Below are 11983 nucleotides of genomic sequence, written 5' to 3'. Positions count from 1 at the left end.
TTCCTTTGGATCAGGGTCTGAGTTCCAAAGGACAAAAAGCCCGCTCTACACTTTGAAGGCGTAGAGCGGGCAATTTCTTAGCGGAGGGCCTGCACGCCGATCATGGCCACTGCTGCGCAGCATGAAGTACGCGCAAAATGGTCACCATCTCAGGGCTTTCAGCATAAACCACGATGTAGTTTGGCCGAACAACCATCTCCCTAGTCCCGTCCACACGGCCCGCGCGGTACATCTGAGGGCGTTCTGGAAGGAGGGACGTCTTGTGTTCAATCTCGTCTTTGAGAACTTGGGCGGCATCCGGGTTGTCGTCAGAGATGTAGTCAATGATTGCCAACAAGTCGGCGATGGCCGTGGCTTTCCATTCAAGATTTGGCAAGGCGCTTCCCGTCAATCAATGCCTGGGCGTCTTGCATCGCCTTGGCATGGGGCGTTGTGGGCCTTGGATCGTCCAGCGCTTCCTGTACCTTCGCCCGGAACCAGGCATCATAGGCATCCGGATCAGCGGTCAATCCGGCAGGCAATCCGCCTTCTGCGGCCACGCGGGTCAGAAGAATACGCACCGCATCGGAGAGCGTCAGACCGACGCCCGCAAGTGCGTCCGAAGCCTGTGCTTTCAGCTGATCGTCAACACGAACATGAAGCATGGATGTTTGGGCAGGCATGGATGGTCCTCCAGTTGATGGGAGTGATGTATCTCATTTGAGATACGGTTTCAAGTCGGCATTATGTGCGCGCGTGGTTCCGTGGTGTTGTCTCAGCGAGAAACTCAACCACCCTGCCCCGCCAGGAACTCCGCCAGCACCGGGCTAGCCGCACCTTTCGCGGAGCTGAGCAGCTCCGAGCCCGCAAGCGAGGCCTTCGACAGGCGTACGAGCCCACCAGTTTCCTCGATGCGGTAGCAGCGGCGTTTCTGCCGACCCCGCCTGTAGTGTGTCGCGGTGACGATCTGGCAGGTGCTGCCATCGGTGAGCGTCACGGGTGCTGCGAGCCTGATCTTGTCGCCTTCCTCGTAGTCAGGGATCGAAGCCCAGTCCCGGCAGCGCTGGCGCCAGTCCTGGGCGTAGCTGTCCGGGTCTTTCAGGTCGGAGAGGAGCTCGATCAGCCCAAGGGGAGCACGAGACTCGTTCGGGCCAGCGCTTTCCTCCATGTCCTTGTAGCCCCAGCAGCCGTCATCGTATCGGGTGAGGAAGACAGCTCCGAAAGTGATGGAGCCATCCGCATCGGTGACATAGGTCGCGTCTTCGACAGGGGTGCCGTCGCGATTGGTGACCCTAGCCGCTGCATACCAGGTGGAGCCGACCTTACAGGCCTTGACCAGTTCGGTTTTGCGCGTGTCGCCCTCGAAGGTGCACAGCCGGGCAATCTCCGCTTTCTCGTCCGCGTAGGTCTGGACGCGGCAATCGGTGTAGAAGAGCCATCCCATTATGCCGCCCTCCGGTCATCGATTTCCATCAATGCATCGAGCGGCACGCGGTAGGGCTGCATGGCGTCGAAATCCTCGCAATTGCCGCAGTTCTGCACGATCGCGAAGGTGTCGCAGGCATCCTTGAGGATGACCCGGAAGGTGCCGCCGAGGCCTGACGGCACCTCGTAGGTCCCGCCGATGAGATAATCCGAGGCCCGGCGCACGAAGACGCGGATGCTGTGGCCATCGGTGGCGAGCCGGATGGTCCCCCGCCCCCGGTCGATGAGCACCTGCACGTCATCCAGGATGTCGGTGTAGAACTGGCCTGTCAGATCGCGAAACGCCATGCGGCGCTGCGCCATCCAGTCGGTATCCCGAAACGGGTTCATGCCGTCGGCGAAGGCAAAGGAGGGATCGGCCTGTTCGGTGGTGACGATACGGGTGGTCGTACCATCGATGCCGTTCGAGCGCAGATGCACACCATTGCCAACGATCAGGATCAGGGCCGGCCTGTCCACGGGCCCGTTCCAGTTGGGCAGGAAGGTCTTACAGGCACGCGCATGTGCGATTTGCGCCGCGACAGCGGACGCAGAGAACTTGAGAATAGCCATGGGGATGTCTTTCTGTTCGGTTTGGAAGGGTCGACCCGCGCGCTCGGAATGCTCCGCGCGGGTCACTTGATGCGTCAGGCCGCTTGCGCGACCTCGCTGGCAGGCTCCGGAGTTTCCACGGTGGGCTCCGCCTCTTCAAAGGCGACACCGGCGGTCTGCATCATCGGCGGGCACCAGGCGGCCACGGCAGCGCGCTGCGCGTCCGTGAGTGTGGCGAAGGGTTCGGCGAAGAGCTTGTCACAAAAGGCGACGATCTCCTTCTTGCTCGACGAGGCCAGCGTCACCGCCTCCTGGGCGAGACCCAGATCTTCGCCGAGGATCCTCAGGAGCCAGGCCTTCTTGAAGCGGTTGAAGAGGGCCGCATTCGGCGTCCAGTGGGCGCGAATGTCGGGCATGATCTCGATCTCGAACGCATGCATCAGGCTGTCGCGCTGGCGGTCCCGCGTGAAGCAGGACTGCGTGGTGCTGGCGGTTGCAAAGGCGACGAGCTTGGCCTTCTCCCCTGCCTCCAGCGCGCGAAACGCCGCGAACTGATCGGTGGGCGCGCGGGTGTCATCGAGCCACGAGAGGTCCAGCGCATCATGTGCCGCCGCCACCTGCTCGAGCGAGGTCTCGTCGATCTCGTCCATCTTGGCATGGCTGCGGTATTCGTTGCGGGCATCGATCTTGATCGCCTGCGTGACACTCATGCCGCTGGCCAGAACGTCACTGACCAGCTTGAAGAGCGTCAGATCGAGCGTGGCCTCCGGATGCAGCGCCATCGCGGCGCCGAGGGCCATGGCCCGCTCGGTCTTGAGGTCCTCGGCCAGCGAGGCTGGGTAGGTGATTTCGCCGGCGTCCGGGGCCTCCTCCCCTGTCGGATTACTAGCGGAGCCGCGCGCGCCCTCCTCTTTGACGGTGTCCTCGGGGCGGACGAGGCCCACATGGAGCGTGACCTTACCGGCCGACCACGACGCAATCACACCAGCGCGGGCGAGGTCCTCGGTGCTATAGGCCTCCTGCAGGTCGCGGGCTTCCTCTTCCAGAGCGTCCACGCGCTCGTAAAGCGCGTTGTAGGCACCGTCCTCGAGCCCCTCGTCCTCCATTTGGAGCTGCAATTTCTCGAGTTCGGCGGTGATCTCATCGACGCGCTTCTGGGCAGCCTCATCCGGCTCGATCGGGCCGGGATAGACGCGGCCGTAGTCGGCCATGGTCGCGTAGTCATAGCGCACCATCGCATCGGCCCAGGCAAAGCCCAGCTTTATGCGGGCCTCTTCGGCAGCGGCACCGAGCTTCTCGAGCAGGATGGTCTCGACAAGTGCTGCATCCTCGAGCACGGAATGCTCTTCCAGAAGGTCAGCCGCGACAGCGCCGCCGCGTTCCTCGTAGTCCGCGCGCACGAAAGCCCCGATGTCGTCGCGGACCTGCACACCGCGGGATTTGAGTGCCTGACGGACGGTGTAGGCCTGCAGATAGCCGCCGTCTTTCGTGAGCGCCTCGAAGACCTCGCGCTGCGTATCCTGGCTCGGATGCTCGGCGAAGGCCTTCATCGTGTCGAGCGTGATCACCTTGCCCCGGGCCGCGGCGCGGATGTCGGGGTGGATCAGGCCATAGCGCAACCGGCCTTTCACGACGGCAACGGTGGTGCCGAAGGTCTTTGCGATCGTCTCGGGCGTCTGGCCGTCGACCTCCATCATCCGGGCGAAAGCCTCGAACTCGTCGATTGCGTTCATCGGCGCCTGGGTGATGTTCTCGGCGAGCGACAGCGCCGTGGTGACGTCGCAGTCGTCAGGGACAAGGCGGCAGTCCACCTTGGTCTTCGCCGTGAAGCCCTTGATGGCCTTTTCAGCGACCAGCTCCTTCAGCGCGGCATGCCGCCGGCCACCAGCCAGCACGGCGTATTTGCCGTCGAGCTTCTGGACCAGGATCGGCTGCAAGAGGCCCAGAACGGCGATGCTGGCCTTCAGATGGGCGATGTTCTCGGGATCATAGGTTTCCGGGGAGTTGCTGCGCACATTGGCGGGATGCGGGACGAGATCGCCGATAGCGACGGTAAGGGGAGCAAAGCTTGTGGTCATGGGATATCCTTCCAGGAGGGTGAGGTGTGGCCCGCGCGCTCACGCGCGTGACCAATCCCCGGCTTCAGGGATCACCACGACAAAAGGCCCACTTTCCCTTTGAGGGGTCAGTGGGCCTTCATCGCTTGGAGTGTCAGGGGGGGGTGTCCCCTGCCCTACCAGTCGCGCGCCAGCATGATGGTCAGCACGCGCATGGTGGTGGCAGGATTGTCCGGGGTCTCAGCCCCGTAGCGGAAATCCGAATCTGCCTCATAGAGATCGATCTTCCAGAACACGGTCTCGCCTCGGATCTCGACCGCGCCAAAATCGTGCCAGCCCTCGGGATCATTCTCTGGCTCGAACGTGGCAAACTCACCAGTCGCCTTCACCGCCTCGACCATGAAGCCATCGCCGGCCTCCATAAGCGAGCGGGTGACATGCATCCGGCCCTTGATGGGCTGCGCGGGCGGCACACCAAGGCACGCGAGCTTGCGAAACGCGTCGTTTTGCGCCGCGATCACACTCGGATCCGGGCGGTATGTATGGGTTTGTGCGGTCATGGACATGGGGATCTCCTTTGAGAGGTTTGAAACACCCTTCTCAAAGCCCGCTTTCACTTTTCCGCGTGGTGAACCAAACCTCCCCAACCCAAACAGATCCAAGTGTCCGTTCAGCGGGACTTTGCTGCCGTTCGACAATCTGGTCCAGAACCGCTAATCGACGGCATGCGCAAAACCATCGTTGATACACTTGCGACAGTGATCTTTTTCACGTTTGTCGCATCGCTTACCGAATTGTTCGTCGCAGGTATGGAGCCCGGCGAAGTTCTGAAGACGCGACTGACAATGATACCGCTCATGCTGTTCACAGGGCGACCGTACGGACTCTGGCGAGACTGGTTTTTTAGCACAACCAAGCCCACGGTTTCTTGGAGCAAAACTCTGATCGACGGGCTCGCCTTCTTGTCGTTCCAATTGCCCGTTTATGCCGTAGTGCTGTTTTTCGTTGGAGCTGACCGAAGCGAAATTGTTTTGCTTCTTGTATCAACCGCTGTGCTGATGTTCGCAGTCAGCCGACCGTTCGGACTGTTCCTCGATGCAGTTCGCAAAGTTTCTGGTGTGACCTAGCCTGAATTTCGGTCACGCATTCGATGTGATATTGGACTCAAAGCGGCCATATTCCGCTTCGCAGCAATAGATCTGTCAGGCGGCCTCGGCGCTGCGCCCTGCCCTGCCCGTCTCCGATCTGGCGATCAGATAGTCGCAGGCGCGCTGCGCATCCGCGGCGTGCTTGAAGATCGCACCCTTGTCCGACCGAAGAACGCGCAACCAGTTGTGGAGATAGGCGGCATTCATCTCGAGCGTATGGGCCGTGAAGCCGAGCGTTTGTCCCAGGAACACCGAGGTCAGTTCTGCGACGATCTCTTCGCGCGCGTAGGAGGTGTTGCCGAACTTCGAGAACCCGAAATCACGGTTCAGTCGATGGGGGGCTTTCGTGGCATGGGCCAGCTCATGGGCCCAGACCCCGTAGAAATTGCGCGGGTCCTGGAACCGCGTGATGGATGGCATGTAAACCTTGTCCACGGGGGGCAAATAGTACGCCTCCGTGCCCGTGAAGACGGTTGTGATGTCGATGGCATCGAAAAACGCCTGCATGTGCGGGATGGGCTCGGACGGCGGATGCTCGGGCACGGGCACGGGCTCCGGGTCAGTGTAGAAGCTGTCGGGCAAGCCCTCGATCTGGCAGGCGTTGAACACACGGTAGGATTTCTGGAAGCGGAAGATGCGTGCTTCCTCGGAGTGATCATCCCCGTCGCTGCGGTCATGCTCATCTGCGCCCGCGTCTTTCCGGCTTTGACCGTAATAAACGACGACAGAGGATTTTTCGCCCTTGCGGACCTTTGCGTCCAACGCATTGGCCTGCGGCAGCGTCATCCAGAAAGGTGAGCTGTGGCCCGCCATCACGGTCCGCATCGTCAGCAGAAAGTTGTTCACCCCCTGATAGGGTTCACCGCCTACGCGCAGGGGACGAGAGCTGCCACCTGCGGTCCATGGCTTGCGCCACGGCAGGACACCGCGCTCGATGATGCGGATGATTTCGTTTGTGATGACCTCGGAGGCATCGAATTTGGTCGTGCGGGATCGGGCCATGGCTGGCCTCCTTTCGAGTGTTGATGAGAGGGAGTGGTGATCAGGTTGACTGACGGGGGCGTGGATCGTTGGCGATCCTGCCACCGAGGGCTTCGACCATGTCGATGTAGGCGGTCAGCGAGACGGACCTGCCAGGGCCGCAAGGTTCAGGGTCGATCGATCCGTCCCGCGCCACCCGCGGCAGGTTCGCGAAGGCGATGACATCGGTGACGGGTCGGATATCGATGAACGGGATCCCTCGTGCGACCGCAAGAGTGGCCAAGGGAAAGCGCTCGATCGGCGCGAAGGTCGACACGGTGATCCAACCAAGATGGATGAATGTCCCGCCCTCTCCGCAGATCACATGCGCGTTTGGCAATGACGCCGCCTGCTTCAGAAAGCCGAGATCACGCAGGACGGTCTGGCGTTCGAGCTGCAGTGCCTGGCCCGTCTGGCCGGTTCGGCGTAGTTCCTTGTGTCGCCACCACGAGGCAGCGGTCGCGCGTAACACGCGCAAGACACCTGTTTGCATCGGAATGCCCTTCATCAGGAAAGACAGACCGGAATCCGGCCCGGACCCATCTGAGGGACCCCAAAGGCCCTCATCCGTCAGTCACAAAACCCGAAGAACACTTTTACTTTTTCCGGCCCCTTTGGGCACACAACAAAACCGAAAAGCCCGGCCCTTCTGCCGAAGCCATTGATTTCATGCAGCAATTCCAGATCGGCAGGCAAGATCGGCAACGCATATCGGCAAAACCTTGCTTGAAAGTACGAAATGTGTTTATTTTTCAATTACTTTGCAAACATGGAAGATCGGCAAAAATGCTGGAAACACCCGCCAGAATCGAACCCTGCTTCTTCAAGGAGCATATTCCTACAGAATTGGCAGACCTTTCGGTCGACATCCAGAGGGAAGCCACCAGGCTGGGACAAGGGCTGCATCCTGACAGCGCAGCCGAGCTTGCCGATCTCGTCCGCGTGATGAACTGCTACTACTCCAACCTGATCGAAGGACACAACACACGCCCCCGCGACATCGAAAGGGCGCTGGCTGGCGCCGAGCTTGAAGAGGAAACCCGTCCTCTTGCCCTGGAGGCACGCGCTCATGTCATTGTTCAGCGTTCCATTGACGAGATGCATCGCAAGGGCACCCTGCCCCGCCCCACATCCGTCGCATTCCTGACTTGGGTCCATAAGAGCTTCTACGACGAGATGCCTGACGAGTTTCGGGTCATCGAACATCCCGATGGCACACAAGAGCCCATCGTTCCGGGGCGCATGCGCCAGGATGACGATCGGGAAGTTGCGGTCGGACGCCACCTACCCCCCTCATCATCGCGCGTTGCGGCATTCATGGACCATTTCGACAGACGGTTTCAGATTGCGGCGCGGTCTTCGAGCGGAAGGATCATCGCGATCGCCTCTGCACATCACCGGCTGAACTACATCCACCCTTTCCCGGATGGTAACGGCCGTGTCAGCAGGCTGATGTCTCATGCCATGGCCCTGACAGCGGGGATTGGTGGCCAAGGGCTCTGGTCCGTATCGCGTGGGCTGGCCCGCGGGCTGACCGACCGGGGTGAGTACAAACGGATGATGGATCTGGCCGACAGCCCACGCCGCGGAGACCGCGACGGACGGGGAAACCTGTCAGAAGCGGCACTGAAGACGTTCAGTGAATGGTTCCTAAAGGTGACGCTCGACCAGATCACTTTCTCAGCAAGATTGTTCGATCTCGGCGGATTGGACCAACGGTATCGTCGTCTCGTTGCAGATACCATCGATGACAAGCGAGCGCCGGAACTGATTTCGGCGGTTCTTCGGCATGGCGCACTGGAACGTGGTGACGCGCAGATTGTGCTCAAGACGTCCGAACGTACTGCTCGCAACACACTGAGTAAACTGACCGCCGCCGGATACCTGACTTCTGCCTCACCGAAGACGCCAGTTCGGCTGGCGTTTCCGTTGGATTATCGAGAGCGGCTCTTTCCAAACCTTTTTGGTGATGGTGACCTCCCACAATAACTCTAGGGATTTAGGGTGTAATGCCTGACCGCATATTTCTTCCATGGCCGGCGAGATTTCCAACAAGGCTCGCTCGTGTGTCACTTATCCACCGCGGTGGACATCTGCTGGTCTGAGATAAACTGAAGAACCACCACGCGCCGCTAGGTGCGTTTGGACAGTTGTGGTTGCCATAAGCGCTGTTTCCCGTTCGAAGTCCACCGCGGTGGACATTAGACGGTTTGCTCATTGGTTTTGGACAGTCGCTTGATCAAAGCTAATGGGTCAAATTGGTTTTGTCTTTGACCCAGGGTGATACTGTGGAAATACGCTCCAAAATCCCTGATGCGTTTTCCGAGCTGTAGCATGATGAAGATCGCGCATGACGTTTTCTGAGCTCCTACAGCATTCTTGGCTTTCTCGAAAGTTTCTGGGTGAATGCCCATCATGGGTGCAAGTGTTCGAGCATGGTTTTCAATGTCCAACCAGTTTCTAAGTCTCTCTGTGGAGAACGATGTCGCCTGATCGCAGACTGAGGTAAGCAAGTCTGGTTTCAGGGCCTCATCGCCTATGTTGCTATCTAAATCTTTTTTTTCTTTTTTAGACTTAGATTGATGCCGGACAGTTTGTCCGTCATTGGCGGGCAATTCCATAGTTTCAGGTGGGTCATCCGGGGTAGATAAACTCTGGAATTCTGCATCTGTATTGGCGAGCAGAGCGTGGTATTCGGGGAGGCTCAGCTTCCTGCGTAGAGCTTTCCGTGCGTGGTTGATGAATGTGTTGCTGGGATCATGCTCTTCCAAATGGGCGAGCTTAGTAAGAATCTGTTTGCGAATAAATATCCGATCGCGCCGGTTATTCTCTATCTCTTGCGCGATGGCGATAAGCTCGCTCGCACGTTGGAGCAGGGGGGTGAGAGACAATCCATAACTGATGCACTCGCCGCCGGATGAGCGTACGCGGTAGCGCTTTCGGTTCGAACTGTCATTGCGCTTGATGAATCCGAGCTCAACGAAGCGGTTGATGTGCCTGCGGAGTGTCCGTTCGTCGATCCCGCCAACGCGCTGGCAAATGGTGTAGTTGGACGCAAATACCGTTTCGCCGTTGCCAGGTTTCAAAAAGCTGAGCATTGCTTGAAGGGTCTGGATGTGGCCAGGGCGAAGCCCGAACACGCTGCGCGCGTCTCTCAGGGCCCGGAAGATGGTCCAGATATCGATTTCAGATGCGGGAATTGAGCCGCATGATGCATCTGCACCAGCAGCCTCGATTGATAGTTTTGTAAATGCCATGATTTGATCACGATGACCGTTTGGCCCACAGCTTCCCTGTCTCCTCCCAAGATTCTATCTGGGAAAAGGCAGTAAAAATCGGTTCACCGAATCGGTGACTCTTGACCGGTTTGCTGGAGGTTGCTACATCATGAGTGCAAATCGAATGATGAGGGCTCTCCAGGGGAAACTTTGGGGGGCTCTTTTCTTTCTGGTCTTCGCTTTTCTCCTTTGCTCGGGTTCCTCTATGTGGCTTGGGTTAGGACCCAGAGCCGCTCTCATTCCGCCACTCATCGAAGAGTTGCAAAAGCGTAGCTTCCGCACGTTCCTCGAGCCACTGGCCGAATTCCGGGTTGTCCTTTTTGGCGATCTTGATGGCGATCGCTTTCTGATCGACTGTCAGCGTTCCGACAGTGTCGCCGCTCTCATTCTTGACGACGGACGTCACGCCGCGACTGGTCGGTTTCTTGTCTGCACGCGCCTTGTGCGAGCAAGCAGAATAGACTGCCTGAAATCTCTCGGGGCTTGGAGTGTCGTCGGGCAGGGCGGCGATCACCTCTTTGGCCGAATTCACCAAGTCTACCTTTCCCGATAGGGCCGCTAAATCACCCCACTGCCGTCTTCCGATGCCATGTGCCGGCCCGATAAGCTGAACAAGCCCATCAGGCAGTTGATCGATAACGACCCGGTGGTTGGACACGCCTTGCCGGGTTAACCCCAAAGCATCCTGAATGACGCCGGGTTTGTACCCAATTTCCTGCATCTCTCTGATAAACAGAGATTTTTCGATGAAAGACGGATCAAGTCGAAGGTTGTTTTCTTGACCCTGTGCGATAAGCGAGGCGTCGTCGTCCAATGTGCGAACGATTGCCTTGACCGTTCCTCCGATTTTGCGGATCGCTGCCAGTCTACGGCGGCCGTAGATGATGCGGTATCTGTCGGGTTGGCCCGATGGGCGGACCATGATCGGCACTTGTTGGCCATGCTTGCGAATGCTCTCGGCAAGCTCGTCGATACTCGTATCTTCCAGCACCAACCGATCGCGAAGGCCATCCATGTCAATCTGACCGGGTTCGATGTCCCGGATCGAATTGGCCGTGATTTCGCGCAAGGAGTCCCGCAAACCGCCAACAGAGCCGGGCAGCTTTGCAGTTTTTTGCAGGGTAGGGGAGGGAGCCGCGCTCTCTTTTTCGTCCTTCGGAGGTTGGTTGAAAATGTTTCTGGCCATCAGCGACGCCCCCATGCCATTTGGATCGTCTGCTCCAGTTCATCGGCAACGCCGTTCACGCTGGTCAGAGCGCGATCAATCGTTTTCCTGATGAACTGGCCGGGATCAACTTCATAGACGGTTTGCTGGGTCATTCCGGCGTCAGAGATTGCGGTAGACTTCAGCATGGGTTCAGTCATGACCTGGCCGGCGAGAATTGATCTCAGGTAGCCAGCCATTTGGGTCTGTGGCCCATCTGACGGCTCATACCTTGTGATCAGGAATTTGACGAAATCCCATGTCACACGGCGTCCAATCGCTTCTTCAACGGCCTTTACCGTTTCTGACGCAAGTTTCAGGAATTGGCTCATGGAAGCGATATCCAGCATTCCTGGCACGACCGTCACCAGGAGCCCTGTAGAGGCCGCCAATGCCGTGAGAGTCAGAAAGCCGAGTTGAGGAGGGCAGTCGATCAGTACGATGTCGTAATTTGCCTCTACCTCCTCAAGTGCCAAGGCGAGGCGCTCCGCAAAAATGGGCTGCATCCGACGGGCGAGCGCGTTTGCTGTCTCGGTTTCGTACTCCGAGAGCATCAAGCCGGCCGGAACCATGTCGAGTTTGTGAAAGTAGGTCTTTTGGATCACGTCAGAGAGCGGAACCTGATCCTCATATCTCAGAGCATCATAGATTGTTCCGCCCTCGGCGAACTCGAGCTCAGGCCGAAAGCCGAAAAATGTGGTCAAACTTGCTTGCGGATCGAGATCCAGGACCAAAACACGGTAGCCGCGCAAGGCATAACGCTGTGCAAGATGAATCGTCGCTGTTGTTTTCGACGAACCACCTTTGAAATTGACGACCGATAGCACCTGAAGTCGGTCGCCATCGCGTCGACCTGGCCGATACGATTCGGCGTTCTTTCCTGTGCGCCCCAAGATGTTGCGCAATTCGTCCACTTCTTGGGCTGTGTAGAACCGGTGCCCGCGGTTATCAGTATGCACTTCCGGGAAGCTACCGTCCTTGTGCCGGTTGCGCAGGTTAGACGTGCTTACGCGCAGGAGACCGGCAACTTCGGTCGAGCTGAAACGCCGCAAGGCTTTACGCTCTTCGGGTTCGAAGGCGATCTTCATCTGCCGATCCAAGGACTCGGCCAGATTGTCGGCAAACGTGCCGATGTCAGAAGAGCCTATGCCTTGCGCATATCCAACGTTTCGATCATCCATATCCTGCCGCCCGCTCTCGGCCTCTGTTAAGGCTCTTGATCATTTTGACGACGCACAACGTGTCTGACGCAATTTGCCGTCAGAATGGGAATGCCACGAT

The 11983-nt window shown here is 58.6% G+C and carries 13 protein-coding genes; 2 read left to right on the top strand and 11 right to left on the bottom strand.

The features are described 5' to 3' along the window. Positions 1–100: 100 nt before the first annotated feature. From B5M07_RS17475 to B5M07_RS17450, 6 genes are all read right to left on the bottom strand, one after another. Entirely contained in the window at positions 101–376 is a 276-nt protein-coding gene (locus B5M07_RS17475; protein ID WP_071974127.1) for a type II toxin-antitoxin system RelE/ParE family toxin, read from the bottom strand. Beyond that, positions 363–662 (bottom strand): type II toxin-antitoxin system RelB/DinJ family antitoxin, encoded by a 300-nt coding sequence (locus tag B5M07_RS17470; RefSeq protein ID WP_044353023.1) that lies wholly within the window; start codon positions 660–662, stop codon positions 363–365. Before B5M07_RS17470 ends, B5M07_RS17475 begins: the two co-directional genes overlap by 14 nt. 104 nt (positions 663–766) lie before the next feature. Next, positions 767–1423, bottom strand: coding sequence for a DUF6927 domain-containing protein (locus B5M07_RS17465; RefSeq protein WP_120352469.1), 657 nt, complete (start codon positions 1421–1423; stop codon positions 767–769). After that, positions 1423–2016 carry a regulator gene (locus tag B5M07_RS17460; RefSeq protein ID WP_120352468.1) on the bottom strand — a complete coding sequence of 198 codons (594 nt, stop codon included), beginning with the start codon at positions 2014–2016 and terminating at the stop codon, positions 1423–1425. Before B5M07_RS17460 ends, B5M07_RS17465 begins: the two co-directional genes overlap by 1 nt. A 74-nt stretch (positions 2017–2090) precedes the next feature. Next, on the bottom strand, positions 2091–4073 hold the full coding sequence (locus B5M07_RS17455) for a ParB/RepB/Spo0J family partition protein (protein WP_120352467.1): 1983 nt from the start codon (positions 4071–4073) through the stop codon (positions 2091–2093). 155 nt (positions 4074–4228) lie between these two features. Continuing rightward, a complete protein-coding gene (locus B5M07_RS17450) occupies positions 4229–4618 on the bottom strand; it encodes a DUF3768 domain-containing protein (protein ID WP_120352466.1) in 390 nt (129 codons plus the stop codon). 96 nt (positions 4619–4714) lie between these two features. Here B5M07_RS17450 and alaE point away from each other — a divergent pair, with 96 nt between their 5' ends. Next, positions 4715–5179: an L-alanine exporter AlaE gene (gene alaE, locus B5M07_RS17445; protein ID WP_254694017.1), complete on the top strand. Its 465-nt coding sequence runs from the start codon at positions 4715–4717 to the stop codon at positions 5177–5179. 75 nt (positions 5180–5254) lie between these two features. Here alaE and B5M07_RS17440 read toward each other — a convergent pair whose 3' ends face one another. Both B5M07_RS17440 and B5M07_RS17435 read right to left on the bottom strand, forming a co-directional pair. Next, the gene (locus B5M07_RS17440) at positions 5255–6202 is read right to left on the bottom strand and encodes an ArdC family protein (protein ID WP_120352464.1); all 948 of its coding nucleotides are present in this window, start codon (positions 6200–6202) and stop codon (positions 5255–5257) included. A gap of 40 nt (positions 6203–6242) precedes the next feature. After that, positions 6243–6713: a hypothetical protein gene (locus B5M07_RS17435; protein ID WP_254694016.1), complete on the bottom strand. Its 471-nt coding sequence runs from the start codon at positions 6711–6713 to the stop codon at positions 6243–6245. Between the two features lie 293 nt (positions 6714–7006). Here B5M07_RS17435 and B5M07_RS17430 point away from each other — a divergent pair, with 293 nt between their 5' ends. Continuing rightward, positions 7007–8209, top strand: a complete 1203-nt coding sequence (locus tag B5M07_RS17430; protein ID WP_120352462.1) for a Fic family protein — start codon at positions 7007–7009, stop codon at positions 8207–8209. Between the two features lie 212 nt (positions 8210–8421). On the opposite strand, the gene repC is transcribed toward B5M07_RS17430, so the two are convergent. The 3 genes from repC to repA form a co-directional block, all read right to left on the bottom strand. Continuing rightward, complete coding sequence (gene repC, locus B5M07_RS17425; protein WP_120352461.1) at positions 8422–9477, bottom strand: plasmid replication protein RepC; 1056 nt, start codon at positions 9475–9477, stop codon at positions 8422–8424. Positions 9478–9715: 238 nt separating this feature from the next. Continuing rightward, the gene (gene repB / locus B5M07_RS17420; RefSeq protein ID WP_254694015.1) at positions 9716–10684 is read right to left on the bottom strand and encodes a plasmid partitioning protein RepB; all 969 of its coding nucleotides are present in this window, start codon (positions 10682–10684) and stop codon (positions 9716–9718) included. Continuing rightward, complete coding sequence (gene repA, locus B5M07_RS17415) at positions 10684–11883, bottom strand: plasmid partitioning protein RepA (protein WP_120352459.1); 1200 nt, start codon at positions 11881–11883, stop codon at positions 10684–10686. The genes repB and repA overlap by 1 nt, the downstream gene beginning before the upstream one ends. Positions 11884–11983: the final 100 nt, after the last annotated feature.

It is taken from the genome of Sulfitobacter sp. D7 (assembly GCF_003611275.1).
Classification (GTDB): domain Bacteria; phylum Pseudomonadota; class Alphaproteobacteria; order Rhodobacterales; family Rhodobacteraceae; genus Sulfitobacter; species Sulfitobacter profundi.
Note: the sequence above shows the minus strand (reverse complement) of the source record. Positions and strands in the feature narration are given on the sequence as shown.